Source organism: Lichenihabitans psoromatis (genome assembly GCF_004323635.1).
Taxonomy (GTDB): Bacteria; Pseudomonadota; Alphaproteobacteria; order Rhizobiales; family Beijerinckiaceae; genus Lichenihabitans; species Lichenihabitans psoromatis.
The window spans coordinates 2176595-2203294 of sequence record NZ_CP036515.1 but is presented as its reverse complement, the minus strand read 5'-3'; the positions used below and the strand labels follow the sequence as shown (position 1 = coordinate 2203294).

The following is a 26700-nucleotide window of genomic DNA, read 5'->3' as shown; positions in this document are numbered from 1 at the left end:
TTCGAAAGATGAAAGTCCATGAGTCAACACCGAACCCACAGCGTCGAATTCAAGCGACAGGTTGTCCAGGAGTACCTGGCTGGCGAGACCCTGCATGGTCTCGCCAAGCGCCACGATCTGTCACGCAACCTGATCCGGATCTGGGTAGATAAGTTTCAGGCGGGGGCGCTCGATCAGGACCTGGGCGCGGCAGACCTTCTGCAGGCCTATGAGGCGCGCATCGCAGCGCTTGAGCGGCTGGTCGGAAAACAGGCTCTCGAGCTGGACTTTCTAAAGGGGGCTTCTCATGCATCTCTCCGGCCGAAAAGCGTGCCCGTGTCCTTAGCAGGCCCTGCGGCTTGTCTGTCGCAGAGGGGTGCCGGCTGATGGGTCTTGCTCGCTCCACGTTCTATGACGGGCCGGTGGCTGCCGTCGACGAAACCGCCCTTGTCGAAGCGATGTGGCGGATCTGCGAAGAGTTCGAGCGTTACGGATGGCGTCGTGTTCGAGCAGCTCTTGGGCAGCAGGGTCTCGTGGTCAATCACAAGAAGGTCCGCCGGCTCATGCGCGAGCATGACCTGCAACCGCGGATCCGACGGCGCACAACCATCACGACCGACAGTGATCACGATCATCCCATCTTCGCCAATCTGACACAGGACATGGCGCTGAACGGGCCAGACCAACTCTGGGTCGCCGACATCACCTACGTTCAAGTGGTCGGCTCATTCGTCTACGTTGCCATTGTCCTCGACGCCTGGTCGAGAAGGGTCGTGGGCTATGCCATGAGCCGATCGATCGATGCCCGGTTGACCCTGGCGGCTCTGAGGGCTGCCGTTGTGGATCGCAAACCGTCGTCCGGTTGCGTGCATCACTCGGATCGAGGATCGCAATATGCTGCCAAGGTCTACCGCGACGAACTCGCGGCCCGCGGCCTCAAAGGATCTATGGGAAGACGTGGCAATCCATACGACAATGCCAAGGCCGAAAGCTTCATGAAGACCCTCAAGGTCGAGGCGGTCTACCCGATGGCCTTCGAGACGTTCGAGGATGTGGCCGAACACCTTCCCCGCTTCATCGAAGAGACCTACAACGCTACGAGGCTGCATTCTGCCCTCGGCTATCTCAGCCCAAAACAGTTCGAGGATTACTTCACCCGGCAGACGGTCAAGTCGGCGGCTTAAAACCGTCCACCGGAAGGGGCCCACTCCAATCAGGGGGCAACCTTCACTGCTGTTTGACACAGAACCTCGGCGTGAACCTCCCGAGCCCTTGTACGACCACTCCCGAGCCCACTCTCTCCCGCATCGTCCATTCCACCCAACCCAATCCAGGAGCCAGGTTCTCACGACCTCGAAAAGCTGCAAGACGGGCTTCGGCTGACGCTTACTAAAAGCGCGCCGCCACGTCAGTAGCAGCCCCGGGATAGGCCGCGACGTCGAGCCGTCGCTGACACCGACCGGGGGCCGACCATGCTCTCCAGCACGATGCGGGCCTTCTCATCTTCCGGTCAACGGCGTCGCCGGCCCGCTTTGACGATCTCAAGCCGACCAAAGGCACTGTGCGTATGACTGTCCAAACGCTCAGTTCTCAACAAGACCCTACCCCGCAAGGCGGTGCTCACCGGACGCTGACACTAGATCAGTGTAGGCCGAGAACGCGTCGGTGTTTTTTCGGTCAGCGGAGTGTCCAGCCCGATCGCAGTGTTCCGACCCACGGAGGGATCCGGGCGATAGGGCGTGTAGTCGAAATCGGTCGTTCGTAATTTCGTCCGGGCGTCATCGGGGGCCACCGAAGCAGGAACCGCTGCAAGCATGGCGAACGAGCCTCCCGGCACGGCAGAATAATCGCCCCATCGGGCGGTTCCGATTTGTTTTGCACGAATAAGGTGCCTATTTTGCACAAGCTAGCCTAAGTATTGTTTATGTTTTCCTAATCTCCAACTAATAAGATTGAGTTTTTCCGCCTCTAAGCACGTATACTGAATATCAGACCCGAAAAAAAACTATTTTGCTCAAAGTGTTGCCTGCTTGGTTGTCAAGCGATTGATTGTTGGTAGCCATTCATGCCAATGGCGCGCACGCTCACGAGCCTCGCGGCGCCAACGCCCTCGCAGCTTAACCCTAATCTCCTCCCGAGCTTGGTCGGCAACCTGTCCTGAAAGCTTCTCGATCGGCGTGACGCTCGCCCGCTCTTCACGCGTATGCGCCTCCCGCACTGATAGTCGACGCGCGTGCTCCTCCAGCTGCCATGTTCCATCCAGTAAGCTCCAGGCCTGATTGTCGAAAGCTGAGAGCATCTCACATCCCTCATTGCACGCGGCGAGTTGCGCACTCTCCCCGATTGACTTCGAGGCTCGTACGCGTTGGGCGCAGCTGACTCGACCAGCGGCACGTCGCCAGGTAGTAGGAATTTCGAGTTGCTCGACGAACTGAGCCCCGCCGACGCTGCTCCTCGTATCGAGACCTCGGCACAGGAGACGGAGATAGGCTGTATGCCGACGCAAACGCGCCTCGTCATGTTCCCCCTTTGTGCAGCGCATGTGAATGGCCCGCCAATGCTGCGAATCCGGCCCTGCCTTGCGCTGGCGAAGCCAAGTCATCGCTCCGTTTTGATGTTGCTCTGCGACGCAAGCCGCTAGAGTGGTCAGCAGGTGACCTTCCTCGTCTACCTCTTGCACATACACCCAAGGCAGCGCAGGTCCTGAAGCTCGGTCTGGGCGGCGGCTGAGCCAAAGTTCAAGCTGATGGGTTAGCCGTCCGACGAGCTTGGCGGCAACATCATGACTAAGTGTCCCACGAGAGCGGTGGCGTATGGTGATACGCGTGTTGAAGCAGAGCCCGTGTTCCTGGATGAGGAAGGAACCGGCATTCCAGATCAGTCGCGCCGCGTCTCGGCTTAAATATGGCTCGCTCAATCCCAAGCCGATGGCGGCGTCGATGCCGCCCGCCTTTCGCGGTTTAACCACTCGCACACGGCGTGATGGTGCCCTGAATTGATGGACACGGGGGTTATGCCGCCAGCCTCTCGGCTTGTTCTGGCGTTTTGTAGCCGAGCGCAGAGTGGATCCGTCGTCGGTTATAATAGCCTTCGATGTAGGCGAACAGGTCGCGTCGGGCCTCGTCGCGTGTCGCCCAGTGACATTGGTGGACGAGTTCGACCTTCAGCGTGTGGAAGAAGCTCTCCATCGGGGCGTTGTCGTAACAGCAGCCCGTGCGGCTCATCGACGGCGTCGCCGCCATGACGGCCAGCTGCTTTCGGTAGACCTCGGCGGCGTATTGGCTGCCACGATCCGAATGTTGGATGAGCCCGGCCCCTGGGCGTTGACGCTGGGCGGCCATCATGAGCGCGGCGAGCGGCAGCTCGGTGCGCATATGATCGCGCATCGCCCAGCCGACGATCTTGCGCGTGGCGAGGTCGAGGACCGCAGCGAGATAGAGCCATCCCTCTCCGGTGGCGATATAGGTGATGTCCGCCAGCCAGACGGTGTTCGGAGTTGTTGCCGCGAACACCTGCTTGAGCCGGTTTGGCGCGATCGGAAGATCATGGCGGCTGTCCGTTGTGCAAGGCTTGAACCGACGCCCTGCCAGGCCGCGAATCCCGTGGTGGCGCATCAAACGGGCGACGCGTCCCCGGCTCACCGTCCGGCCTTCAGCACGAAGCGCGGCGTGCATCCTCGGTGAGCCATAGCGGCCACGATGCTCGGCCTCGAGACGCCGGACATCGCCAAGCAGATGACGGTTGGCGACGAGCCGAGCACTGTCGGGGCGATCCCGCCATGCATAGTAGCCGCTGGCAGAGACCTGCAGCACGCGGCACATGAGCCGGATCGGCCACGTGCCGACGTGATCGCGGATGAACGTGAACCTCATCTGGGCACCTCCGCGAAGATGCCGATGGCTTTTTTTAGGACGTCGCGCTCCATGCGCGTGCGATCGAGATCCCGCTTCAGCCGCGCAATCTCGGCAGCCTGGTCGGCCGGGGACGGGAGCTGCGGCACCCCGGCCGCGACCGCTCGCGAACGGGCAGCGCCGGTGTGGATGGCCGCTCGCCAGTTCCGCAGCATCGACGGCGAGATGCCGACCTCCGTGGCAACCTGCATCAACGGCCGACTGCTACTTTCAAGCAGCGCAACAGCCTCTCGTTTAAACTCGGGAGCGAACTCCCGCCTCGTTTTGGGCATCCAAACACCTTTCCCGCTCATCCGAGCGTATCAAAGGTGTCCACCAATGCGAGGGACCATCAGGCGAGTGATTTCGCCAGAAACCGGAAGGCTCTGCCGATCCAGCTTCGCCCGCCTCGTGACTACTGCCTCGCGTGCATTCATCAGCATGTCAAACCGAATAACCGCGGCACCGAGATCACTATCGTTCCAGCTCTGATGAGTAGGCCGCCAGTGCTCGATGAGCTCCAACCAATAATCCTTCACTGAGATCGACGCGGCTGCAGCACGTGTTCGGACGCCGTCCAAAATTGCGACCCTGTGCTCCTCCGCAATGCCGGCGAGGACCGGGTCGGGCCGAGGCGATTCGAACTCGTAGTTACAAGCGAGATAGAACAATGCTTCTTGGATTCGCGTCGCCTTCGTCGCCGCCTCTTCGTGCCACCCGTCGAGCCGTCTGATCTGAGCTCCGAGGTCTCCACCTTCAACGACCAACTTGAGATAGTCGGCGAGGCGGTCGATGTAGTCGAGGCGGAGAACACGGCGTACCCGCTGAACCGTGATGGCTCCTGCCTCAGCAACCACCTCAAGATTGCGGACGAGGTCTCGGACGTGGCCCCGGGCACTGCGGACTACGAGCTCAATCGCTTCATCTTCGGCCTCCGCAAGGAGATGTCGGTCTTCGCAGATCGAGAGCGCGTAAGAACGGGCTGTCTCATTATCCAGTCGGCAAACCTCCAGCACACTGCAGCGTGACCTAACAGTTAGCGGAATTTTCTCCGGCAAGGTGGTGAGCAGGAAGAAGATCGTCGAATCTGGTGTTTTCTCCAGCCGTTCTAAAAGCGTGATCGTCCCCCCTTGAAGTGGTCCATCCCGATGTATGGCTTTCGAGCCTGGAGGATGGATCGATGGGAAGACGACCGAAGCCTGAAGAGATCGTGAGCAAGCTGCGTCAGGTCGACGTGTTGGTCTCACAGGGGAAGACCGTTGCGGACTCGGTTCGCTCGATCGGGGTGACCGAGGTCACCTACTACCGGTGGCGGAAGGAGTTCGGCGGCTTGAAGCTTGACCAGGTCAAGCGCCTGAAGGAGCTGGAGACGGAGAACATGCGGCTTCGCAAGGCGATCGCCGACCTCACGCTCGACAAGCTGATTCTGAAGGAGGCGGCCTCGGGAAACTTCTGAGCCCCGCGCGCCGGCGCGTCTGCATCGAGCATGTGCGACAGCATTTGCCTGTCTCCGAGCGCCGCGTCTGTGCGGCGCTCGGTCAGCACCGCTCGACGCAGCGCAAGGCGCCGCGGGGCTTTGACGACGAAGAGGCGTTGACGGGCGACATCATCGAGCTGGCGCTGATCGGCCCCCATCGGGTGGTCCGGGTTGATTGTTAGTTCATGGTCGGCCTGGGCGCCACCCTGAGCATGGCCGGCGGAGATGGTCGGGGTTTCGCAGCCGGCCATGCGGCGAAGGCGGGCACGAAGACCTCCGGCGCCGGGGGCTTGTAGCCGATTGATCCGTGCGGGCGCACAGTATTGTAATGCCTTCTCCAGCTTTCGATGATGACCTGAGCTTCCTTGAGCGAGTAGAAGATCTCTCCGTCGAGCAGCTCGTCTCGGAAGCGAGCGTTGAACGACTCGACGTAGCCGTTCTCCCACGGGCTGCCTGGGGCAATATAGGCGGTCTTTGCTCCAACCGCCGTGATCCAGTCTTGCACAGCCTGGGCGATGAACTCGGGGCCGTTGTCCGAACGGATGTGACCAGGCACGCCGCGCAGGATGAACAGGTCGGACAGAACGTCAATGACGTCGGTCGAGTTGAGCTTGCGCGCGACCCGGATGGCCAGGCACTCCCGGGTGAACTCGTCGACGACATTGAGGGTCCTGAACTTGCGGCCGTCATGCGTGCGATCCTCGACAAAGTCGTACGACCAGACGTGATCGCGGTGCTCGGGCCGGAGGCGAATGCAGGAGCCGTCGTTGAGCCAGAGACGTCCCTTCTTCGGCTGCTTGGCCGGCACCTTCAGCCCTTCGCATCGCCAGATGCGCTCGACCCGCTTGTCGTTTACCAGCCACCCGGCATCGCGCAGCAACGCCGCGATCTTGCGATAGCCGTAGCGGCCGTACTGCCGCGCCAGCTCGATGATGTCGCCCGTCAACGCCTCTTCGTCGTCAAAGCCCCGCGGCGCCTTGCGCTGCGTCGAGCGGTGCTGACCGAGCGCCGCACAGACGCGGCGCTCGGAGACAGGCAAATGCTGTCGCACATGCTCGATGCAGACGCGCCGGCGCGCGGGGCTCAGAAGTTTCCCGAGGCCGCCTCCTTCAGAATCAGCTTGTCGAGCGTGAGGTCGGCGATCGCCTTGCGAAGCCGCATGTTCTCCGTCTCCAGCTCCTTCAGGCGCTTGACCTGGTCAAGCTTCAAGCCGCCGAACTCCTTCCGCCACCGGTAGTAGGTGACCTCGGTCACCCCGATCGAGCGAACCGAGTCCGCAACGGTCTTCCCCTGTGAGACCAACACGTCGACCTGACGCAGCTTGCTCACGATCTCTTCAGGCTTCGGTCGTCTTCCCATCGATCCATCCTCCAGGCTCGAAAGCCATACATCGGGATGGACCACTTCAAGGGGGGACGATCAGCGCGGCAGTACGGCCGCTACGGCTATCGCAAGATCGCGGCGTTGCTGCGCGATGCCGGGTGGCTGGTAAACGACAAGCGGGTCGAGCGCATCTGGCGATGCGAAGGGCTGAAGGTGCCGGCCAAGCAGCCGAAGAAGGGACGTCTCTGGCTCAACGACGGCTCCTGCATTCGCCTCCGGCCCGAGCACCGCGATCACGTCTGGTCGTACGACTTTGTCGAGGATCGCACGCATGACGGCCGCAAGTTCAGGACCCTCAATGTCGTCGACGAGTTCACCCGGGAGTGCCTGGCCATCCGGGTCGCGCGCAAGCTCAACTCGACCGACGTCATTGACGTTCTGTCCGACCTGTTCATCCTGCGCGGCGTGCCTGGTCACATCCGTTCGGACAACGGCCCCGAGTTCATCGCCCAGGCTGTGCAAGACTGGATCACGGCGGTTGGAGCAAAGACCGCCTATATTGCCCCAGGCAGCCCGTGGGAGAACGGCTACGTCGAGTCGTTCAACGCTCGCTTCCGAGACGAGCTGCTCGACGGAGAGATCTTCTACTCGCTCAAGGAAGCTCAGGTCATCATCGAAAGCTGGAGAAGGCATTACAATACTGTGCGCCCGCACGGATCAATCGGCTACAAGCCCCCGGCGCCGGAGGTCTTCGTGCCCGCCTTCGCCGCATGGCCGGCTGCGAAACCCCGACCATCTCCGCCGGCCATGCTCAGGGTGGCGCCCAGGCCGACCATGAACTAACAATCAACCCGGACCACCCGATGGGGGCCGATCAAGCTCGGGTTCTCGATCCTCGTTCCCTCAACACAAAAAAGCAGTTCCCGCCGCTCGAGTCATAGTATTGGGATCACAAGGCTTCTTGAACAGCTGTTCCGTTTCTCGATAGGTCTGTTCCGGTTTGCCGAGTTCATTCAGATGCCCGGGGTATGGCCGTGAGACGATGGTCCGCTTCGGAGCGGGCTGCACACCGGAGGCGACATCGGCGACCGGTAAGTCTCGACCTTACTCGGGCTTCATTAAGGTTTGCTTGCGGGCGGCCTATCATTTCGGTGGCCCGCAAGCCAGTGAGGGGAACATCGGCTTGCCGCCATTCTACAACGCGATACTCAATGGCACTAACCTGAAGCTGGCCACAGCTAGACGAATAGTAGAAAGATTGCTTCTGAATATTTGCTAGCTATAAGCCCTAATCTCAAGCTGCCAGAGAGGGGGCTGTAAGCGCTTTTGCATCGAGCGGTCGCGAATAGAGGTAGCCTTGGGCACGATCGCAGGCCCAGTCTCGCAAGAGCGTTTCCTGCTCCGCTGTTTTAATACCTTCGGCGGTGATCGACAGATGCAGGGTCTTGGCCATGGAGATGATCGCTCGCACGATAGCCGTATCCTCATGGTTCCGACCGATCCCCCGATGAAGGAGCGGTCTATCTTGAGGACATCAAGCGGCAGACGCTTTAAATAGGCGAGCGACGAATAACCTGTCCCGAAATCGTCGATGGCTAATTGGATGTCGAGTTCCTTGAGCTGATTGAGCGTCACGAGTGTCGCCGCGACATCGCGCATGATGACGCCCTCCGTGATCTCCAGCTTCAGGCAGGCTGCCGACAGGCCGCTCATGTGCAAGGCCCGCTTGACCTCCTCAATAAGGTTTGGCTGCTGGAATTGGTGCGGAGAAAGATTGATACTGACGATGAGAGGCTCGGCTCCGCCAAATTCCGCTTGCCAGAAGTCTACTTGACGGCAAGCTTCTTCCATCACCCATTGTCCGAGTGGCACGATGAGCCCCGTTTCCTCCGCTATGGTTATGAAGTCGGTCGGGGGAACGAGGCCGCGGGTCGGATGCTGCCAGCGCACGAGGGCTTCGACTTCGCTGCTGCATGGCCTCGCTGATGCCTGTGAAGGCGATGGCAGGCCTGAATGTCCCATCATGGATGGCCTTGGCGGCAGTTCATTCCAGGCACGCCTGCAAAATCATTGACCGCGTGAGAAAATGATCTTTTCACCGGATGCTTTGCAGTTGCTGCACTTCGACAGTGACGTGCGAGAGCGACCTGAAGCGGGATAGCTGCTCGCGATAGAAAGCTGGACCGCGCGGTTCCCGTGTGGCAACGACAACGATGGCCCCTAGATGGCCGGGGCCAAGCCGCCACAGGTGAAGGTCTTGAAGCCGATCGCCGTCTGTTTCGATCGTCTGACGAATGCCGCGCTCGGTGGCGGTGTCAGGCACCATGTCGAGCAGGATCGCGCCCGTGTCGCAGAGAAGGCCATAGGACCAGGACGCGATCACGCATGCACCGACGATGCCGGCCAACGGGTCCATCCATAGCCAGCCAAACGTGCGGGCGAGAAGCAGCCCAACAATGACCAGCACTGACACGGCGGCATCGGCCATCACATGGATGACAGCCGCCCGCATATTGTTGTCGCGGTGAGTCCCTTGTTCAGCGTGGCCGTGTTCGGCGAAGGTGGCGCGGCTCTGCTGCTGGCCCGTGGAGTCGCTGTAACGGACAAGCGCCTCAAAAGCATGCGGCTCCGGAATATCCTCGATGGATTCAAGGTAGGCGCCCTTATCTGCTATCTGAAACAGCTGCCGCGTGCCGTCCGACCTGACTGTCTCGACAGTCATCTGCCGGGGCTCGTTGGTGCCCTCGATGCGGACACGAAACCGGGGCGGTACGCCATCCTCAAAGATGCTGAGCGCCATGGTGCCGCTGCCGCAGGTCAGGCGATGCTCCTCATCATGAGCGTGATGATCATCGTGGCCGTGCCTGTGGTTATGCCTATGGCCGTGATGGTGGTCATGGCTACCGCTCAGCAGCCAGACGCTGGCAATGTTCACGATCAGCCCGAAGCAGGCGATCGGAATAGCTTCGTAAAACTGGATCGGGACCGGAGCGAACAGGCGGGAGACCGCCTCATAACCGATGAGGAGCGCGATCATGGCGAGGACAATGGCGCTGCTAAAGCCGGCGAGGTCGCCCAGCTTGCCGGTGCCGAAGGTGAACCGGCGATCGGTAGCGTGCCGGCTGGCGAAGCTGTAGGCGAGCGCCGCGAGCAGCAACGCCCCCGCGTGGGTCGACATATGGAGACCGTCCGCCACGAGGGCGATTGAGCCGAACAGCAGTCCACCAACGATTTCGCCGATCATCATAACCGCGCAGAGGGCGATGACTGCCCATGTCCGCTTTTGGTTGGCGGCGTGCCCCTCGCCGAGAAAAACGTGGCTGTGGCCGGGCAGGGTGTCGCTGTCGGTCATTTTCTCCTCATTTGATATAGGTTTTCATGACTTCGATCAGTTCGGCCGCGCCCTTGGCCTCAGGGGAGTCCACCTTGTCGGGATCGACAATGTGGTGGCGGATGTGATCCTCCATGACCTTGGCGGTTAGGCCGTTCACAGCTCCGCGCATGGATGCGACCAGCATCAGCACATCGGCACAGCCGAGTTCGGCCTCTAGCGCCCGTTCGAGTGCCTCGGCCTGCCCCTTGATACGGCGCACGCGGCCGGTGAGCTTCGCCTTGTCCTTGATGGTATGCATGTTCGCTCCGTAGCAAGATATAGGCTAGGGGGGTATGTTAATCAATCTGGTTTGGCGTGCGTCGAGCGCAGCTATCGCGAGTTCTTCCAAGCTCGTCGTGGCCGAACCCTGGATAGAGGAGCCCGGGCCGTGGTAGGATTACAGCATGGATCTGCCCCTGCCCGACATCGGCCTGCGCCGCGTTGTTCGCCTCGTTGCCCTGCTAAACCTTGGCTATTTTGGGATTGAGGTCGCGGTCGCCCTGGCCATCGGCTCGGTGTCGCTGTTCGCCGATAGCGTCGATTTCCTTGAGGATGCCTCCGTCAATCTGTTAATCCTCGCCGCCCTTGGATGGAGCGCGAAACACCGGGCACGGGTCGGAATGACCCTTGCTGGCATTCTGCTGATCCCCGGTCTGGCGACCCTCTGGACCGCATGGGGAAAGTTCAACGTCCCGGTTGCGCCCGCGCCGTTGCCGCTGTCGCTCGCCGGGGCCGGGGCGCTTGCCGTCAATCTATCCTGCGCATTCATGCTGGCCCGCTACCGGGCGCATGCGGGCAGTCTCACGCGGGCCGCTTTTTTGTCGTCGCGCAATGACACTTTCGCCAACGTCGCCATCATCGCTGCGGGCTTGGTGACAGCCTTCCTGTGGCGATCGGCATGGCCTGATCTGATCGTTGGCCTTGGCATCGCGGCCGTCAACTTAGATGCGGCAAAGGAAATCTGGGACGCCGCCCGTGAGGAACATGTGACGGCCATGACGTGACGCGCTTCTGAACCGCAAAAAAAAGGGCCTTTTGCGAGCGTTCCGCAGCTTGTCGTTGTGCGTCAACTTCCTGATTGCGGCATCCGTCGCGCGTGATAGATCTCGGGAAACATCAGGGATGAGACGATGTCCAAAAGCTGGCGCATCTACTTACGATCGGGATCGCTCGCGATCATGACGGTGTTGGCTTCATCGGCACTGGCCGACGACGATGTCGCTTCCGAATACGGCCTGGGGGCCGTGCCGACATTCGAGAATGAAGCTGCGGCACAAGGCGGCTGCGCGGGTGACGGTGTTGTATGGGCGGATCACCGCACGGGGTTTTATTATCCGAAGTTCGCACCCGAGTACGGGGTTAGCCCGAGCGGCTCGTTCACCTGTTTCAAAAAAGCGAAGAAAGCCGACTATTGGGGTTTCGGCACTGCCGATTCAATGGAAAGCCGGCGGGGCCGGGTATTTCCGATCTATCCCGAGCCTGACTGCATCTGGGCTGTCGACAAGCAGGGCAAAGGCCATTGCGGTGCAGCCGGCATGTGACTCGTCTATGATGCCTCGCATTGAAGTCTTTAAAAAGGGAACCCTTTAGAAACGTCAGGTAGGACTGGCTAAGGTGCTGGTCGACGACGGGCCGGATGGTTCAAAAGAGCAGGTGCGTAATTCAAGAGTTTTGCGCGGTAATGCGGCCTCCAGCTAATCAACAATGTTGCCGTTGCATAAGTCTGGTTCGAATGTCCGGTGTCCTATGGCGACGGACAAAGCCGTCGAAACTTGGCTACAGCCGCTTTCCGCCTATCGGCAGACATAAGCACCGGGCATTTAGCTTCCGATAAGGGACATTTCCGGAGCCGAAGAGCTGCTCGACCCGTTGCAGATTGTCACGTGTTCGGCGACGAATGTCCGCAATCACGCCACCACCGGTCGCTCGACTTTGGTGCCGCCGCACGTCACTTGTCAGTCCGCGCCGGCCGGAAACACGGGAAGCTTGGCGACGGAACCTGGATCGTGTTCGATCACTAGAGTTGCGTGGGTCGCGCGCATGATTCCTAGGATGCGGTCGATGGATGCAAGCGAGTCGGAACGGCTCGCGTTGAAGGGCGAAACCGCACGGGTCTCCAACTGCTTCGCAGAATGGAGTGCGTCCCCCGAGATCAGGACGGGAGAGCGGTGGGCGAGGCGAACCAGCAATCCATGGTTTCCGGCGGTATGACCCGGCAGCGCCACCATCACGACGCTACCATCACCGAAGACGTCGTGGTCTCCCGAGATCAAGTCCTTCCTGCTATCGCCGACGAGCCAGGGTGCCAGCGAAGTCGGCTCGGTAAAGAACGGCGGAGGTGTTTGACGAAGTGCTTCGAAGTCGACGCTGGCCATCAGGAGGCGTGCATTCGGGAAGTCGAATGCCTGTCCGGTGTGATCGGAGTGGTTGTGGCTGATCGCTAGGATGGTGATGTCGGCCGGTTTCAAGTCAATGGCAGAGAGCTGATTGGCAACCGATCTGATTAACGTCATACGGATCGGCAGGAATGGGTCTGCGCGTTGACCGATCAATGAACGCGACAATCCGGCGTCCCACAACAGCAAGTCTTTTCCATGCCGGACGATATAGCAGCTGTCGACGTAGGAACCCCGCTGGCCAGGATGATCGAAGAGATCCGAAAAATTATCTTTCGGCGCTGTGAAGGACCCGCAGTCCAGTCGCCACAGCTTGACTGCCGGCGGAGGCGTCGGTTGCTGAGCCTGGGCACTAAAGGTGAGATAACCGCCCAGCAAGACAGCTAGACCGGCAGTTTTCAAGGCTTGAAACATCGGGATCGGTTTTCTCTTCGGCTACCGGAGGCTCTGAACGACGTTACGGACAAGCGTTGTTCGCCACGCGCCGTTCAGAAGACCATCATCCGAGCAACCATTTAGGCTTTCAACCATGAGGTCTATCTACTATAATCCGATCACTCTGTTCGGAGATCGTAGTATAATGCGCGGATCTGAGTTTGCCGAGCTTGCCGCCTTTGTGGCGGTTGTCGAGAAGCGAAGTTTCGTAGGTGCCGCAAGGCATTTGAGGATTGCGCCGTCGTCGGTCAGTCAGACGATCAAAAAGCTGGAGGACCGACTCGGGATCGAACTGCTGCACCGCACCACCCGAAGCGTCGCGATGACCGGCGCCGGGATGCGTCTTTTCAAGAGGTTCAGGCCGGCGATGGATGAAATGGAGGCCGCCGTCGTCGACGTTCATGAACTCAGTGTGAAGCCGGCGGGTCTGGTCCGTCTGCACGTGCCGCGTCCCGCTTATGTGAGCCTGTTAGAACCTCGCCTGGGGGAGCTTAATCGCACTTTTCCGGACATTCACCTCGACCTCGTAATTGACGACGCGCTCGTCGACATCGTGACAGCAGGCTTTGATCTCGACATCAGCCTGACTGGAGCCGCTGATCCGTCTACCTATGCGTTGCCGGTTGGGGCGAGAGTCCGGCACGTCGTCGTCGCTTCACCGGCCTATCTTGCTGAGCATGGTCGACCCGAAACCCCGTCGGACCTCGCCCATCACCGGTGTATTCAGTGGCGGAGGCCTTCTACTGACTATCCCTATCGATGGGTGTTCCAGATCGATGGATGCACGACCATGGTCGACATCACTGGCCCGCTGACCGTCTCTCACTGTGACATCGCCGTGAATGCCGCGCTGCAGTCGGTCGGTATCGCATTCGTGCTCGAACAGCACGCAGTGGCTTCTCTGAATCGGGGTGCGCTGGCATCGCTTTTGACTAACTATCTGCCGACGTTCCCCGGTTGGTCGATCTGCTATCCACGTCGCGGCCGGATGTCTTTGGCAGCGCAGGCCGTCGTCGACATGCTCACGGTGCCGTTGATCGGCCCCCATCGGGTGGTCCGGGTTGATTGTTAGTTCATGGTCGGCCTGGGCGCCACCCTGAGCATGGCCGGCGGAGATGGTCGGGGTTTCGCAGCCGGCCATGCGGCGAAGGCGGGCACGAAGACCTCCGGCGCCGGGGGCTTGTAGCCGATTGATCCGTGCGGGCGCACAGTATTGTAATGCCTTCTCCAGCTTTCGATGATGACCTGAGCTTCCTTGAGCGAGTAGAAGATCTCTCCGTCGAGCAGCTCGTCTCGGAAGCGAGCGTTGAACGACTCGACGTAGCCGTTCTCCCACGGGCTGCCTGGGGCAATATAGGCGGTCTTTGCTCCAACCGCCGTGATCCAGTCTTGCACAGCCTGGGCGATGAACTCGGGGCCGTTGTCCGAACGGATGTGACCAGGCACGCCGCGCAGGATGAACAGGTCGGACAGAACGTCAATGACGTCGGTCGAGTTGAGCTTGCGCGCGACCCGGATGGCCAGGCACTCCCGGGTGAACTCGTCGACGACATTGAGGGTCCTGAACTTGCGGCCGTCATGCGTGCGATCCTCGACAAAGTCGTACGACCAGACGTGATCGCGGTGCTCGGGCCGGAGGCGAATGCAGGAGCCGTCGTTGAGCCAGAGACGTCCCTTCTTCGGCTGCTTGGCCGGCACCTTCAGCCCTTCGCATCGCCAGATGCGCTCGACCCGCTTGTCGTTTACCAGCCACCCGGCATCGCGCAGCAACGCCGCGATCTTGCGATAGCCGTAGCGGCCGTACTGCCGCGCCAGCTCGATGATGTCGCCCGTCAACGCCTCTTCGTCGTCAAAGCCCCGCGGCGCCTTGCGCTGCGTCGAGCGGTGCTGACCGAGCGCCGCACAGACGCGGCGCTCGGAGACAGGCAAATGCTGTCGCACATGCTCGATGCAGACGCGCCGGCGCGCGGGGCTCAGAAGTTTCCCGAGGCCGCCTCCTTCAGAATCAGCTTGTCGAGCGTGAGGTCGGCGATCGCCTTGCGAAGCCGCATGTTCTCCGTCTCCAGCTCCTTCAGGCGCTTGACCTGGTCAAGCTTCAAGCCGCCGAACTCCTTCCGCCACCGGTAGTAGGTGACCTCGGTCACCCCGATCGAGCGAACCGAGTCCGCAACGGTCTTCCCCTGTGAGACCAACACGTCGACCTGACGCAGCTTGCTCACGATCTCTTCAGGCTTCGGTCGTCTTCCCATCGATCCATCCTCCAGGCTCGAAAGCCATACATCGGGATGGACCACTTCAAGGGGGGACGATCACCGTGAGGCAACTCTGAAGGGATCTACATCGCTTCACTATAACGGGATGAGCCCTCAGAGCGTAGAGACACAAAGCGCGACATTCTGCTCTTGCTTCTGCAAGCGGATGTTTCTGCGCCGCAACATTAATGACGGCTTACCACCTATTCGAGACATATGCTTCGATCCGATAGCTTCCGATAAGTCTCATTCCCGGAAGTAAAAGAGAGGTTGGCCGATCGCGCTTCGCACGATGCCGTCGCGCCTGAAAGCGGCAGATCTGTCCATCGCCAAGCTGCCGCCCAAGACGGCGGATCCTCGGTACCGGACGACGGACTGGAAGGCGCTGCGCCAAGTCATCTTCGCCCGCGATGGCGGTGGCTGCACCGCGCCGGGCTGCCTAGCCCGCGGCATCGTCGTCGACCATATTGTTAGCCCGCGTAACGGCGGCTCGGACGAGGCCTCGAACCTCCGGTCGCTCTGCCGGGCCCATGACAACCAGGTCAAGGAAGGGCCGGACGGCACCCGTCGCGGCGGTGGCCGCTTCTCTCGCGTCAACGCCTCATAGAAGCCCGCTGGCTGGCCTTCGGTTCTCCGGCCTCCAACCCCGACTGTCGTGGCCGTCCGATGCCCCTGCCCTGCCCTCCGCGGCAGGCATCGAGGCCTGACCGGGGGTGGGCGGTTTCGATCCTGATCGGTCAAGGGGGCTGGACCGGACGTAGTCTCACGCGGAGATTTTTTCGCCCCTTTGAATAGCGAATAATCCAACGGACGCGTCCCATTAATCGCTTAGCCGCTTTCGAGCGGCCCGGATCGGACCCCTCAATGACCAAGTCAACCGGCAAGGGTCGGGAGCGGCGCTCGAACCGGAACCGGGCCGAAAACAAAGCCCGACCACGGTCCGACCGAAGCTCCCGCGATCGAAGTCCTGTCGCCGCTAAGGGCAGCAAAAGCGCCGTGGATATCGCCAAGCACTACCCGGCGATCGCGATGCATACGCTGGCCCAGCCCAGCCCCCTTATCAGGGCCGCTTGGGTGCGTGTAGCACCATCGTAACTCGCGCCCACGGCAAGGAGACAATGTGGCCAGCAGTCCGACGGAACATGCAGCGTCTAGTCGTCGGAACCTCAATCGCAGCTTGGCTGCCGGGCGAGAGCCCACCTTATTCTAGAATGTTTCCAAACAAGCCTTGATCTCACGCGCGCCGCGGGCATATGCAGATAGATTGGATCAATTCTAATCTATCGTGAGCTGCCTTATGAAATCCATGTCCGACCTCGACGAACGGGAATTGCTCGCGCTAGCGATCAGCAGCGAGGAGGAGGATGGCCGTGTCTATCTCGACTTCGCCGAAAGCCTCCGTGAGCAGTATCCTGATAGCGCGAAGGTTTTCGCCGACATGGCGGCCGAGGAAAACCATCACCGTCGATCGCTGATCGACATGTTCGCGCAGCGATTTGGCGATCATATTCCGCTGATCCGCCGACAGGATATCCGGGGCTGGGTGCAACGCCGGCCGCATTGGCAGGTCCGGGCACATGGCATCGGCGCGGTGCGGGCGGAAGTCCGCCGGATGGAACAGGAATCCGGGCGCTTTTATCTTCTGGCGGCCAGCCGCACGACCGACACGGCCGTGCGCAAACTGCTCGGAGATCTCGCCGAGGCCGAACAGCGCCATGATCTGACGGCCGCCAGCATCGAGGCCAAACATCTTCCGGACGGCGCCAAAGGAAAGGAGGAGGACGACGCCAGCAAACGCTTCGTGTTGCAGATCATCCAGCCCGGCCTCGTCGGGCTCATGGATGGGTCCGTCTCGACCCTGGCGCCGGTCTTCGCCGCGGCTTTCGCGACCCACAATTCCTGGAACGCGTTTCAGGTCGGCATGGCCGCATCGCTCGGCGCCGGTATTTCCATGGGGTTTGCCGAGGCGCTTGCCGACGACGGCAAGATCTCGGGTCGCGGCACACCCTATCTTCGCGGCCTCGTCTGCGGCCTGATGACGATCGCGGGCGGCATCGGCCACACGCTGCCCTACCTGATCAAGGACTTCTACACCGCGACCGCCGTGGCGGCGGTCGTCGTCGTGATCGAACTGCTGATCATCGCCTGGATCCAGTGGCGCTACATGGATACGCCGCCTGTCTCGGCGGCCGCCAAGGTCATGTTGGGCGGAGGCTTGGTGTTGGCGACCGGCATCCTGATCGGCAGCAGCTAAAACAAAAGGGCGGAGCGGCCCGTCTGGCCACTCCGCCCCGTCTCAAGGTGTCGGTCTCAGGTCCGAACGTCAGGAGTGTCTTGATGTCGGCCTTGCGCGCGTCGCAGTCGAGCGCCTCGAAAGCGCCGACGTAGTCGACCTCTAACAACGGATTAGCGCCTGGGCCGTTGTGATGCACGAGTTCGACCTCCAGCCGCTGCGGGTACCACGATGAGATCCTTGCGGAGGACTCAAGATAGGCGGGCAGTAAACGTGAAGCTCGACTTTTCGCTGACGCAGCATCAAGGCGATATTCAGGTCTGCGAGACCAGCTTGCAAAGGGGTAGGCGCAAGATGGGCAGTCGCGGTCAGACTTTGTGAGGACCACGCCGCTGTGGCCGCAATCTCAAAAGGACTTACAGATCATCGCCGCGGAGGAACAGCGAGAACACCTAAGGTTTGGACGGCGGCGCTCGTGTTAAGCACGGTCGGTATTGCTCGCTGCCTCGAGCGGTAGTCCCGTCGTCATGCGTTGCAGAACACGATCCTTTTTTATGAAGCGGTGCCTTAACGCACCCGCGATGTGAAGGCTGAGCAGTGCCAGGATGCCGTAGCCGAGCCAGCCGTGCAGAACGAACAGGCGGTCGCCAATATCCTGGTTGGCCTCAACGAGGTCCGGGAGCGGCAGCACGCCGAGGAAGGTGACATTGTCGCCCTGCGCGTTGCTGCCAAGCCAGCCCAAAACCGGCATGGCCATCAGGGCGAGATACAACATCGCCTGGACCGTCCCAGCCAGCCACCGCTCCCACGGCGCGCTCGGAACGGGCGGCAACGGATGCGTCATGCGCCAGACCACGCGCGTGAGGGTGACGAGCAGGATGCAGAGCCCGATCGAGCGATGGATCTCGACCAGCTTAGCCGCAGTAGGGCTGGGACCGAGCGCGTTGAACAACCAGGCCGCACCAAATCCGCCGGCCACGAGGGCGGCGGTTGCCCAGTGCAGGGCACGCGTGGTGAAGCCCAGACGCCCGGCACGGGACGTGTCCATGCCGGGCGGGAGAACCGTATCGGTTTCGTGGAACGACATCGTGCCGCTCAGGGCGTAACAGTGAACGGCGCTGCCATTCCTGACTCGAAGTGTCCTTTGATGTTGCAGATCAGCATGTAGTCGCCCGGCGTCACGTTCGCCTTGAGAACGCCGTTCGCCCCGGCCTTCAGGTTGGACACCTCGCCCAGCGACTTGATCGCCTTCTCGTCGATGCGGTGCTTGGCGGGATCGAGGGGCAACGTCTCGCCCTTGGCCGCGAGCTTCACCAGGATCATCTCATGGCCCGTCTTCATCGCGGCGTTTGTTACGTCGAACTCGACCTTGCCGGCTGGCACGCTCGCGGGCACAGCGTCGAGCCCCATCTTTTCATGGCTCTCGCCAGTGAGCCTTACCTTCACGACGGTATCGGCGAACGCCGCCGTCGCGGTTGCGGCGCTGAGGAGGCCGGTCAAGAGCAGCAATGTGGATGTCGTTTTAAAAGTCACGGTCATCTCCTGAAAAGGCAAGCGCCGACGTCAGCGCTCGCATGAAACTCACTTGGCGTTCGGATCGATCTTGGGGGGCTGGCTCGGCAGGTCGACCGGCTTATTGTTGTTGATGTCGAACCCGGTGTTGGGGTCTGTGTGCGTCCCTTGGACGAAGGCGCGCATCTGCCACTGGTACTTGTCGATACCGTGCTCGATCTCTTGCAGCAGGTTCGAGGTGGTTGGATCGGGGTCTTGCGTGTCTTTGATGCCCGCGCGGACCTCCTCGCCCGCAGTCTTATAGGCATTGATGAACCAGACGATGACCTGGGCGTCGTCGATGTAGCCGCCCGGGATCTCGGGAATAGCCGAAGTCTTCACGATCGTGCTCGCTCGGCCGTCCGACGAGGAGCCGATGGCGAGGAGGCGCTCAGCGCACTCGTCGGCATACTTTGAAAGGCCCTCGTAATGGTCCTGCAAGAGTTCATGCAGCGAGTAGAACAGGGTCCCGGAAACGTTCCAATGGGCCTCCTTGGTCTGGAGCTGCAGCTGTTGCAGCTCCGTCAGGGTTCGCTGGAGGGCGCCGACCGTCTTCTTGTAACCCTCGACCCCGCCTTCGGGGCTGACGAACGGTCGATCCGTGACGGCGTTGGTCGGAAAAGACCCAACGGGCTGCGGCATGCTGACAGGTGCCTGCGGCGACAGCGTCTTCACCTGCTCAGACCCCTGCGAGGTCTTGGCCTGTGCGACTTGAATCCGACCCGTCATAGGCCAGACGGTCGAGAATCCCGTGTTGGACGTTGTTGCGGCACTGGCCAGTCCGAGCGGAAGCAGGACGCCAGCCAGGATACACGCGGCGATCTTGGTCATACGCATCAATGAACCTCGATTGCGATTGATGGGCGTCACCGGGTTGGACGCCGTCGGGCCCTGAGGTAGTGCCACCCTCATTCCGCACCACTAAATTCGAATTCAGGCGCACGGCGCTGAAAGCTGCGGACCGAACCGCTTGCGCGGTCTAAGCTTGCGTCATCATTTCCCACCGGACGACGATGCCCAAGCTGCTGCTTATCGAGGATGACGACATCACCGCTGCGGAAATCGCATCGGATCTGCGCTGGCGTGGGTTCGGCGTCGAGATCGCCGCCGATGGAATCGAAGGCCTCAAACAGGCGCGCGAAGGGTCATGGGACGTCATTGTGATCGACCGCATGCTGCCGGGCTGCGACGGTTTGACCGTGCTCAAGACCCTGCGAGGCGAGAGTAACAAGGTGCCGGCCTTGATCCTGAGTGCCATGGGGCACGTGGACGAGCGGGTCCGTGGTTTGCGGGCGGGCGGCGACGATTACCTCAGCAAGCCCTTCTCGCTCGTCGAACTCGCCGCCCGCGTGGAGGCGCTGCTGCGGCGGCCAGCGGCATCGCGCGAAACGCTTCTCCGCGTCGGACCTCTGGAACTGGACTTGATCACGTCGACGGCCACGCGTGGCCGTCGCTCACTCGACCTGTTGCAACGCGAGTTCAAGCTTCTCGAATATCTGGTGCGGCGCGAGGGGCAGGTCGTGACGCCGGCCATGCTGTTCGAGGAGGTCTGGAACTACAATTTCATGCCGCGCACGAACCTCATCCACGTTCACATGGGACGCCTCCGCCGCAAACTTGACGGCCCCGATGAAACGCCCTTGATCGAGACCGTGCGCGGGATCGGCTACACGCTTCATGCCCCGGCTTGACCTGTTCCGGACGACCGCCTTTCGTTGGGCGATGACGTTAGCGGCCGCCTTCACCGGCCTGTCCATCATCCTGTTCGCCTTCGTATACTGGCAGACGGCGCACTATGAGCGGGCGCAGTTGGACGACATGCTCCGCCACGAAGCAAAGGTGATCGCCGAAGACCCGGCTAATGCCGTCCAGGCTTTGAAGACCTGGCTGCGTGAGGACATTCACAGCGTCCGATACGGTATTCTCGTCGCCCATGACGGGGTCGCGCAGGCCGGCAACATGCCTGCGCTGCCTAAAGACCTCTGGCCCGACGGCAAGCCGCAATACGCCTCGACCGAAGCGCAGGATGCGGACGGCGACGAGCGCGGCGAAAAGATACGCGCGCTCGGGCTTAAGCTGCTTGACGGCCGCACGCTTGGGTTGGGCAACGACACCGATGCGCTCGAGCATGTCAGCGTGGTGATCATCCGGGCGCTCGGCCTCGGACTCGGGCCCATGGTGGTCCTTTCTCTTCTGGGCGGGGCGCTCCTGGGGCGCCGCGCGCTCGGACGCGTCACGGTTCTCAGCAAAGCCATTGCCGAGATCCGAGAGGGTCGTCTGAGTGGACGTCTTCCGTTGACGGGGCGGCGCGACGAATTTGACCGTCTGGCGACCGATATCAACGCCATGATGGACGAGATCGAACGCCTTCTCGACGAAGTCCGCAGCGTCGGTGACAGCATCGCGCACGACCTTCGGACCCCGTTGACCCGGGCCCGCACGCGCCTGGAGCGATCGAGGAACGTGGTGACGACACCGGCGGAGTTCGCGGCCGCCATCGACGAAGCGATGGGCTGGCTCGATCAGACCTTTGCGGTCATCACAGCCGTGCTGCGGATCGGCGAGATCGAACACGGCCGCCGCCGGGCAGCATTCCAATCCGTCGACCTGGGGCAGATCCTGGTCGAGGCGGCCGAGTTGTACGATCCGGTCGCCGAAGACCGTGAGATCACCGTTCGGGTCGGCGTCGACCAGGCGAGTGCGGCAACCGCGATGGGCGACCGAGACCTGCTCTTCGAGGCCGTCGCGAACCTACTCGACAACGCCATCAAGTTCACCCCGCGAGGCGGTCATGTGATGCTCTCCCTGGTCGAGCGGGACGGAAGCGCGGTGGTTACAGTCGCCGACGACGGACCCGGCATCGCCGAGGCAGACCGCAAGCGGGTGCTGGAACGCTTCTACCGAGCGGAGCGCAGCCGCCAGCGCGAAGGCGTCGGGCTCGGCCTCTCGCTCGTCGCAGCGATCGCGACCCTGCACGGCTTCCGGCTCACGATCGGCGACAACCACCCCGGCTGCCGCGTCGAACTCGTTTGCCCAGGCTCGACCGTTGCCTTGCGCAAGGTCGGACCCATCAAATCGGACCTCGTCAACCAAGGGGCGATTTGACCGGGTGCAACGTAGTCAGACCGCGTTCTCCGCCCTTGACGTCCGACAGCAATCCGACAGGCGACATCGGTAGATGTCTAATCATGACAGCTTTCACGAATCGAGAGGCAGCCGCGCGAAAGTGGCTGAACCGTATGTTCGGCGCGTTTCCGCTGTCAGCGATCGCCTCGGCGACCCTACTGGCTGTCGGATGGGCGCAGGACGCTCCCGCTCAGTCGCGCGGAACCGAAGCGCAGCAAGCCGACGGCATTCCGGACGTCTACCCGCTCTGCCCCAGCCATGTCCCTGACGAGGAGGCGATCCTCGCCTGCCTGCACCGAAAGGCTGATCGGCTCAGCGCTCCTTGTCGCGAGGTCATCGATCCCAGAAAGCAAGTGGAGATCAACAAATGACAGAGTGGCTGGATCGAGTGGAAGGCTGGCAACGTTCACCTGTGGAAGCCCAAGCGCAAGGACGCTCGACTAGCCCGGCACGGCACGCCGTCGTAACCGGAATAACAGTCTTTTGTGGATTGGCCTCGCTGACGGCGTTGACGGAACCGCTCCTGGCTGACCCGCTCAAGGCGACGATGGCCGAGATGGCGCGGACCACGAAGGAGGCCAAGGCAGCGTTATCCGCCAACGACCCGGCCACATTCGATGCGATCATGAAGGCCTATGCGGGTGAGGGAAGAGCGGGGATGGCGCTGTTCCCGGGTGGAAGCGCGAAGGGCCAGGATCTGCGGACGCGATTCTCGAAGTTCTCGGCGACGGCCGACGCCGCCCGGCAATCAAGCACCACCCCGACGCGGTTCAGGGCGGCCTTCGGCTCGCTCGTCGGCGAGTGTCGGTCGTGCCATTCGGTGTACAAGTGAGCGTGGCGGAACGCTTGTTGCGGCGTCACCTCGACCCGGAGGGGAGCCGACGTCCCGACGTCCTGGCATGGGACCTGCCAACACGCCTGTTCAAGTGGGGGCTTGTCATCGCCGTCGTCACGGCCTGGGTGTCCAGCGGCTTCGACGATCCCGCGATGACGGTGCACAAGGCCGCCGGCTACACGATCCTGACGCTCGTCATCTACCGCATCCTGTGGGGCTTCTTCGGTGGCACGACCGCGCGCTTTTCCACCTTCCTGACCTCTCCGGCCGCCGTCGTCGCCTACCTGAAAACGGTGTGGGCGGGCACTGAGCGGCCCTACCTGGGCCATAACCCCGCCGGCGGGCTCATGATCATCGGATTGCTGCTCGCCTGCGCGGTCCAGGTCGCTCTCGGCCTCTTCTCCAGCGACGGCGTGTTGGCGTCCGGCCCGTTCGCCGATGCGATCGGTGCGACATGGTCGTCCCGTGCGGCAACGCTGCATTCGGTCTGGTTCTACGTGATTCTCGGGCTGACCCTCGTGCACATCGGCGTCAACCTGTTCCACCAGTTCGTCAAGCGCGACAATCTGATCGGCGCAATGATCACCGGCCGCAAGGCCAGGGCCCCCTTTGCGGACGTTCCGAATCCAAAACGCGGCTCGTCGCTTATGGCGCTTCTCTGCCTTGGCGTTGCGATCGGCTTGGTCTACGGCACTGTCGTTTTGTCCGGCAGCACGTTCTTCGCAGGTTAAACTGAGTGCGGCGCTGTCGCCCGGTTCAGCCCTCGCGGTCGGTATCGGTCGCAAAGGCGAGTTCCATCGTGGTGCGGCTCCCGCGCTCGACCGACATCTCCAGCGTGCCGCGATGCAGCTTCATAATGCGCCGGACGATCTCCAGCCCGATGCCGGACGGGTCCGGCACGCCGTCACAGTGCATGCCCGGATCGGGCTCCTGACGAAGCAGGCCGGCATCGTCGCTCACCGACACGCGAGGGCCGGGACCAGCCGTGACCTCGATGGCGGTTCGCCCGGGTGTGTGCCTGATGGCGTTCTCGATGAGGTTGCGGACTGCGTTCTCGATCAACGAAGGGTGGCCTTCCACCGTTGCGGCGCCAGCGTCCTCAAAGGCGATCGTGTCCTTGTGGTCGTAGACCCATGGCGCGACGTCGCTGACGACCGCTCGGCTCAGGGCAGCCAAGTCGATCGACCGGAACGTCGATCGGTCGGCGCCTTCCAGCCGGCCGAGATCGGTGATCTGTGCGACGAAGTGGGTGAGCGCGTCGAGGTCCTGCTCGATCTTGCGCGCGCGCGGATGCTCGATGTTGCCGAGTTCGAGCTTCACCATCGCCAAGGGCGTCCGGATCTCATGGGCGATGGCGGTGGTGTAGACCCGCTGGGCCTGCATCAGCGCGTTGATGCGCACCAGCATGCGGTTCACGGCCGCACCGAGGTTGGCGACCTCCCTCGGCATCCCCGCGATCTCGATCGTCTGGCTGGGGTCGAGCGGATCGATGTGCTCGGCCTGCGAGGCCGCCCGCTCCACCGGTCGCAGCGCGAGCTTCACCGACAGCAGGATGCCGCCGAGCACGAAGACGAGCATGATGGACATCGGGACGGCAAGGTGGTCGCCGAGTTCTCGTCCGAGAACGTGCCACATCACGCGTTCGTGGTCATCGAGCACCGCGACCTCGACGAAGATCTTTGCGCCATGAACATCGAACGATTGGCCACCGGCGACCGCGATGGGCTTGCCGCGCCGCAGAAGGCGCGACCAGAGATCGGGCGGGTTCACTTCCTGCGGCAGCAGGCGAAGCGCGCAACTCGCGTCGCAATTGGAGAACACGACGCGCCCCTCCGGTGTGCGCAAGCGGGTGAAGTAGTCGCCGTTGGATCCCTGGTAGCGCTTCATGCCGCGCGGGACCGCGTAAGTTGGGCCGTTCGGGCCGACGCTCATGCCTTTCACCAAGGCAGCGGTCTCGCCCTCGATCATCAGGGAGGCGAGTTTTGGGTCGTCGAAGTAGTAGTCGGCCAGCACGACTGCGACCTGTACGGTCATCGCGAGGAGCGCGAACCCGACGATGCGCGAGCCGATGATGCGTGCAAGGGATGGCAGCCCCCGAACCCGCTTAGGCATGCGCCTTGACCTCCCGCAGCAGATATCCGGCGCCCCTCACCGTCTCGATGGCGATGCCGGCCCCGACCGGTTCGAGCCGCTTGCGGAGGCGCGAGATCGCCAGTTCGACGGCGTTGGTCGAGATTTCTTCACCGAATGCCGACAAGGCGATCTCAATCCGCTCCTTTGGTACCACGCGATCAGAGTGGCGCAGCAGCAATTCCAGGATGGATCGCTCGCGCGGCGAGATCGGCACGATTGCGCCCCCGACCCGAACCGAGCCCGACGCCGGATCAAACTCCAAGCGGCCCAACTCGATACGCTCCGCTCGGTGAGGACCGCTGCGCCGCAACAGGGCGCGGCAGCGAGCGAGGAACTCGATGTGATTAAAAGGCTTCATCAGAAAATCGTCGGCCCCGCAGTCGAGGGCGTCGACGCGGTCGTCGATCGACCCCCGCGCCGTCAGGACGAGGATTGGCACGGACGAGCCCTGCGCCCTGAGCGACCTGATCAACGACTTGCCGTCGCCATCCGGGAGCCCGAGGTCGATGAGGACGAGGTCGTAGAGGATCGATCGCGAGGCCTCCGTCGCGGCCGCGATCGTGCCGACCGCGTCCAGCATCCAGCCCGCCCCGCGGATTCGCTCGGTCAGCAGGTCGCGAAGGCGAATGCTATCCTCTACCAGCAGCAGCCTCATCGCGGCTTTCCCCTTAACCGGCACATATTAGCCGCCGGAACGACCCGCCGGGATGTTTTCGTCAACACTGACAGCAAGTGGACAGGAGCGCGCCGGACGGTAGAGCGTTGGCCGTGATGGCGGCTCTCGCATGACTTGCGCCATGACAGGGTTAAGGTCGCCGTCGACGACACGCTTGTACGGGTGGGGCGACGATCTTGAGCGGCAGCGCCGATGACGGCCACGCGAGTCAGGCAAATTAGGCGCCGACAAGAGTGGTTTGAGATGAGGGAGACGCACATGGCGGAGGCGACACGAGCCTTGACGGGGGAAGATGGGCGGCCTCGCGGTAACGAACGCTACGACAGCGTGACTATGACGCTCCACTGGCTGACGGCCATCTTGGTCGTGACCTTGTTCAGCCTGGCCCACATCTGGTCGTTCTTCCCCCACGATGGTCCGACGCAGATCACGATGCAAACCGCGCATGTCTCGCTGGGCGTCGTCCTCGCGGCCGTGCTGATCGTGAGATTGAGCTGGCGATCCCTCCTTGGGCGGCGTCTCCGTCCGGCAACCACGGGCGTCACCGAGCTTGCGGCTAAGGGGATGCACTACGTCCTCTATGGTCTCCTGATCACGATGGCGGTCGCCGGGTTCGGCAAGAGGTGGGTGCGAGGCCACGGTGTCGAGTTTTTCGGCACCAGCATACCGTCGCCGCTTGCGTTCGATCTCTCATGGCGGCCGGCGTTCAACTGGGTCCATCATTGGGGTGCCTGGGCCATCATCGTGCTTGCCGGGTTCCATGCAGCAGCGGCCCTCTTTCACCACTACGCCGTGCGGGATGGCGTGCTCAGGCGGATGCTGCCCGGTCGGGAAGCTCCGACGAGGGGCAGCGGCGGCCTCACCGATCGCCCCGTCGCCTGAACCCAGCCCTTTGGCACGGCGCCTACAAGGGTCGGCGCCGCGCGACGATCAACCGCCCTTCTTCAAGCCGGTCACGCCGCAATCACCGTGCTGGAACAGATCGTTGCGGCAAAAGATGCAGAGCCACAAGCCTTGTAGT

At 62.1% G+C, this 26700-nt stretch carries 26 protein-coding genes and 2 pseudogenes; 16 read left to right on the top strand and 12 right to left on the bottom strand.

The window, feature by feature from the left end; translation table 11 throughout:
- Positions 1-18: 18 nt before the first annotated feature.
- A complete protein-coding gene (locus EY713_RS10250) occupies positions 19-366 on the top strand; it encodes a transposase (RefSeq protein WP_131113309.1) in 348 nt (115 codons plus the stop codon).
- A complete protein-coding gene (locus EY713_RS10245; protein ID WP_245572688.1) occupies positions 339-1163 on the top strand; it encodes an IS3 family transposase in 825 nt (274 codons plus the stop codon). Before EY713_RS10250 ends, EY713_RS10245 begins: the two co-directional genes overlap by 28 nt.
- 1827 nt (positions 1164-2990) lie before the next feature.
- Here the strand turns inward: EY713_RS10245 and EY713_RS10235 are convergent.
- Positions 2991-4162, bottom strand: a protein-coding gene (locus tag EY713_RS10235) for an IS3 family transposase (protein ID WP_425374332.1) whose coding sequence is annotated in 2 segments (ribosomal slippage) — positions 2991-3877 and positions 3877-4162 — 1173 coding nt in all. Because the reading frame shifts where the segments join, the coding sequence is not laid out codon by codon here.
- 384 nt (positions 4163-4546) lie between these two features.
- Here EY713_RS10235 and EY713_RS10230 point away from each other — a divergent pair.
- The gene (locus EY713_RS10230) at positions 4547-4897 is read left to right on the top strand and encodes a hypothetical protein (RefSeq protein ID WP_131114694.1); all 351 of its coding nucleotides are present in this window, start codon (positions 4547-4549) and stop codon (positions 4895-4897) included.
- 152 nt (positions 4898-5049) lie between these two features.
- Positions 5050-5489: pseudogene (locus EY713_RS10225) on the top strand (transposase); the annotation flags it as partial.
- Positions 5490-5524: 35 nt separating this feature from the next.
- Here the strand turns inward: EY713_RS10225 and EY713_RS10220 are convergent.
- Positions 5525-6705 (bottom strand): IS3 family transposase gene (locus EY713_RS10220; RefSeq protein ID WP_131113674.1). Its coding sequence is split into 2 segments (ribosomal slippage): positions 5525-6444 and positions 6444-6705, totalling 1182 coding nucleotides; the frame shifts between segments, so codons are not numbered across the junction.
- A gap of 63 nt (positions 6706-6768) precedes the next feature.
- On the opposite strand from EY713_RS10220, the pseudogene EY713_RS10215 reads away from it, so the two are divergent.
- Positions 6769-7512: pseudogene (locus EY713_RS10215) on the top strand (IS3 family transposase); the annotation flags it as partial.
- Between the two features lie 432 nt (positions 7513-7944).
- Here the strand turns inward: EY713_RS10215 and EY713_RS10210 are convergent.
- The 3 genes from EY713_RS10210 to EY713_RS10200 all read right to left on the bottom strand — a co-directional run bounded on the left by EY713_RS10210 (position 7945) and on the right by EY713_RS10200 (position 10301).
- The gene (locus EY713_RS10210; RefSeq protein ID WP_131114693.1) at positions 7945-8694 is read right to left on the bottom strand and encodes an EAL domain-containing protein; all 750 of its coding nucleotides are present in this window, start codon (positions 8692-8694) and stop codon (positions 7945-7947) included.
- A gap of 70 nt (positions 8695-8764) precedes the next feature.
- Complete coding sequence (gene dmeF, locus EY713_RS10205) at positions 8765-10021, bottom strand: CDF family Co(II)/Ni(II) efflux transporter DmeF (RefSeq protein ID WP_131114692.1); 1257 nt, start codon at positions 10019-10021, stop codon at positions 8765-8767.
- Positions 10022-10028: 7 nt separating this feature from the next.
- A complete protein-coding gene (locus EY713_RS10200; RefSeq protein WP_131114691.1) occupies positions 10029-10301 on the bottom strand; it encodes a metal/formaldehyde-sensitive transcriptional repressor in 273 nt (90 codons plus the stop codon).
- 145 nt (positions 10302-10446) lie between these two features.
- Between EY713_RS10200 and EY713_RS10195 the strand changes: the two genes are divergently transcribed.
- Positions 10447-11046: a cation efflux transmembrane domain-containing protein gene (locus EY713_RS10195; RefSeq protein WP_131114690.1), complete on the top strand. Its 600-nt coding sequence runs from the start codon at positions 10447-10449 to the stop codon at positions 11044-11046.
- Between the two features lie 126 nt (positions 11047-11172).
- Positions 11173-11583 (top strand): hypothetical protein, encoded by a 411-nt coding sequence (locus EY713_RS10190; RefSeq protein ID WP_131114689.1) that lies wholly within the window; start codon positions 11173-11175, stop codon positions 11581-11583.
- Between the two features lie 414 nt (positions 11584-11997).
- Here EY713_RS10190 and EY713_RS10185 read toward each other — a convergent pair whose 3' ends face one another.
- Positions 11998-12852, bottom strand: a complete 855-nt coding sequence (locus EY713_RS10185) for an N-acyl homoserine lactonase family protein (protein WP_131114688.1) — start codon at positions 12850-12852, stop codon at positions 11998-12000.
- A 115-nt stretch (positions 12853-12967) separates the two neighbouring features.
- On the opposite strand from EY713_RS10185, the gene EY713_RS10180 reads away from it, so the two are divergent.
- On the top strand, positions 12968-13945 hold the full coding sequence (locus tag EY713_RS10180; RefSeq protein WP_210215328.1) for a LysR family transcriptional regulator: 978 nt from the start codon (positions 12968-12970) through the stop codon (positions 13943-13945).
- Here the strand turns inward: EY713_RS10180 and EY713_RS10175 are convergent.
- Positions 13942-15122, bottom strand: a protein-coding gene (locus EY713_RS10175; protein ID WP_131113674.1) for an IS3 family transposase whose coding sequence is annotated in 2 segments (ribosomal slippage) — positions 13942-14861 and positions 14861-15122 — 1182 coding nt in all. Because the reading frame shifts where the segments join, the coding sequence is not laid out codon by codon here. The two genes, EY713_RS10180 and EY713_RS10175, sit on opposite strands and share 4 nt — an antisense overlap.
- 295 nt (positions 15123-15417) lie before the next feature.
- Between EY713_RS10175 and EY713_RS10170 the strand changes: the two genes are divergently transcribed.
- Complete coding sequence (locus tag EY713_RS10170) at positions 15418-15732, top strand: HNH endonuclease (RefSeq protein WP_131114687.1); 315 nt, start codon at positions 15418-15420, stop codon at positions 15730-15732.
- A gap of 690 nt (positions 15733-16422) precedes the next feature.
- On the top strand, positions 16423-17379 hold the full coding sequence (gene mbfA / locus EY713_RS10165; RefSeq protein ID WP_131114686.1) for an iron exporter MbfA: 957 nt from the start codon (positions 16423-16425) through the stop codon (positions 17377-17379).
- 457 nt (positions 17380-17836) lie between these two features.
- On the opposite strand, the gene EY713_RS10160 is transcribed toward mbfA, so the two are convergent.
- The 3 genes from EY713_RS10160 to EY713_RS10150 are packed head-to-tail and all read right to left on the bottom strand — an operon-like array spanning position 17837 to position 19746.
- Positions 17837-18445, bottom strand: a complete 609-nt coding sequence (locus EY713_RS10160) for a cytochrome b (RefSeq protein ID WP_131114685.1) — start codon at positions 18443-18445, stop codon at positions 17837-17839.
- Positions 18446-18453: 8 nt separating this feature from the next.
- Positions 18454-18891, bottom strand: a complete 438-nt coding sequence (locus tag EY713_RS10155) for a sulfocyanin-like copper-binding protein (RefSeq protein ID WP_245504451.1) — start codon at positions 18889-18891, stop codon at positions 18454-18456.
- 48 nt (positions 18892-18939) lie between these two features.
- Positions 18940-19746, bottom strand: a complete 807-nt coding sequence (locus EY713_RS10150) for a Dps family protein (RefSeq protein WP_342634251.1) — start codon at positions 19744-19746, stop codon at positions 18940-18942.
- A gap of 176 nt (positions 19747-19922) precedes the next feature.
- On the opposite strand from EY713_RS10150, the gene EY713_RS10145 reads away from it, so the two are divergent.
- From EY713_RS10145 to EY713_RS10125, 5 genes are all read left to right on the top strand, one after another.
- The gene (locus EY713_RS10145; protein ID WP_131114683.1) at positions 19923-20600 is read left to right on the top strand and encodes a response regulator transcription factor; all 678 of its coding nucleotides are present in this window, start codon (positions 19923-19925) and stop codon (positions 20598-20600) included.
- A complete protein-coding gene (locus EY713_RS10140; protein ID WP_131114682.1) occupies positions 20587-22014 on the top strand; it encodes a sensor histidine kinase in 1428 nt (475 codons plus the stop codon). The genes EY713_RS10145 and EY713_RS10140 overlap by 14 nt, the downstream gene beginning before the upstream one ends.
- 83 nt (positions 22015-22097) lie before the next feature.
- Positions 22098-22406 (top strand): hypothetical protein, encoded by a 309-nt coding sequence (locus EY713_RS10135; protein WP_131114681.1) that lies wholly within the window; start codon positions 22098-22100, stop codon positions 22404-22406.
- Between the two features lie 137 nt (positions 22407-22543).
- Entirely contained in the window at positions 22544-22867 is a 324-nt protein-coding gene (locus EY713_RS10130; protein WP_165491092.1) for a cytochrome c, read from the top strand.
- Positions 22846-23601, top strand: a complete 756-nt coding sequence (locus EY713_RS10125; protein WP_165491091.1) for a cytochrome b/b6 domain-containing protein — start codon at positions 22846-22848, stop codon at positions 23599-23601. Before EY713_RS10130 ends, EY713_RS10125 begins: the two co-directional genes overlap by 22 nt.
- A gap of 25 nt (positions 23602-23626) precedes the next feature.
- On the opposite strand, the gene EY713_RS10120 is transcribed toward EY713_RS10125, so the two are convergent.
- Positions 23627-24982: a sensor histidine kinase gene (locus tag EY713_RS10120; RefSeq protein ID WP_131114678.1), complete on the bottom strand. Its 1356-nt coding sequence runs from the start codon at positions 24980-24982 to the stop codon at positions 23627-23629.
- Positions 24975-25658, bottom strand: coding sequence for a response regulator transcription factor (locus EY713_RS10115; protein WP_131114677.1), 684 nt, complete (start codon positions 25656-25658; stop codon positions 24975-24977). The genes EY713_RS10120 and EY713_RS10115 overlap by 8 nt, the downstream gene beginning before the upstream one ends.
- A 279-nt stretch (positions 25659-25937) precedes the next feature.
- Between EY713_RS10115 and EY713_RS10110 the strand changes: the two genes are divergently transcribed.
- Positions 25938-26561 (top strand): cytochrome b, encoded by a 624-nt coding sequence (locus EY713_RS10110; RefSeq protein WP_131114676.1) that lies wholly within the window; start codon positions 25938-25940, stop codon positions 26559-26561.
- Positions 26562-26700: the final 139 nt, after the last annotated feature.

Bases quoted from the DNA above. Each gene is read 5' to 3' on its own strand.
- EY713_RS10250 (WP_131113309.1), top strand. From the start codon at position 19: ATGAGTCAACACCGAACCCACAGCGTCGAATTCAAGCGACAGGTTGTC.
- EY713_RS10210 (WP_131114693.1), bottom strand. From the start codon at position 8,694: ATGATGGGACATTCAGGCCTGCCATCGCCTTCACAGGCATCAGCGAGG.
- dmeF (WP_131114692.1), bottom strand. From the start codon at position 10,021: ATGACCGACAGCGACACCCTGCCCGGCCACAGCCACGTTTTTCTCGGC.
- EY713_RS10200 (WP_131114691.1), bottom strand. From the start codon at position 10,301: ATGCATACCATCAAGGACAAGGCGAAGCTCACCGGCCGCGTGCGCCGT.
- EY713_RS10195 (WP_131114690.1), top strand. From the start codon at position 10,447: ATGGATCTGCCCCTGCCCGACATCGGCCTGCGCCGCGTTGTTCGCCTC.
- EY713_RS10190 (WP_131114689.1), top strand. From the start codon at position 11,173: ATGTCCAAAAGCTGGCGCATCTACTTACGATCGGGATCGCTCGCGATC.
- EY713_RS10185 (WP_131114688.1), bottom strand. From the start codon at position 12,852: ATGTTTCAAGCCTTGAAAACTGCCGGTCTAGCTGTCTTGCTGGGCGGT.
- EY713_RS10180 (WP_210215328.1), top strand. From the start codon at position 12,968: ATGAGGTCTATCTACTATAATCCGATCACTCTGTTCGGAGATCGTAGT.
- EY713_RS10170 (WP_131114687.1), top strand. From the start codon at position 15,418: ATGCCGTCGCGCCTGAAAGCGGCAGATCTGTCCATCGCCAAGCTGCCG.
- mbfA (WP_131114686.1), top strand. From the start codon at position 16,423: ATGAAATCCATGTCCGACCTCGACGAACGGGAATTGCTCGCGCTAGCG.
- EY713_RS10160 (WP_131114685.1), bottom strand. From the start codon at position 18,445: ATGTCGTTCCACGAAACCGATACGGTTCTCCCGCCCGGCATGGACACG.
- EY713_RS10150 (WP_342634251.1), bottom strand. From the start codon at position 19,746: ATGCGTATGACCAAGATCGCCGCGTGTATCCTGGCTGGCGTCCTGCTT.
- EY713_RS10145 (WP_131114683.1), top strand. From the start codon at position 19,923: ATGCCCAAGCTGCTGCTTATCGAGGATGACGACATCACCGCTGCGGAA.
- EY713_RS10140 (WP_131114682.1), top strand. From the start codon at position 20,587: ATGCCCCGGCTTGACCTGTTCCGGACGACCGCCTTTCGTTGGGCGATG.
- EY713_RS10135 (WP_131114681.1), top strand. From the start codon at position 22,098: ATGACAGCTTTCACGAATCGAGAGGCAGCCGCGCGAAAGTGGCTGAAC.
- EY713_RS10120 (WP_131114678.1), bottom strand. From the start codon at position 24,982: ATGCCTAAGCGGGTTCGGGGGCTGCCATCCCTTGCACGCATCATCGGC.
- EY713_RS10115 (WP_131114677.1), bottom strand. From the start codon at position 25,658: ATGAGGCTGCTGCTGGTAGAGGATAGCATTCGCCTTCGCGACCTGCTG.
- EY713_RS10110 (WP_131114676.1), top strand. From the start codon at position 25,938: ATGGCGGAGGCGACACGAGCCTTGACGGGGGAAGATGGGCGGCCTCGC.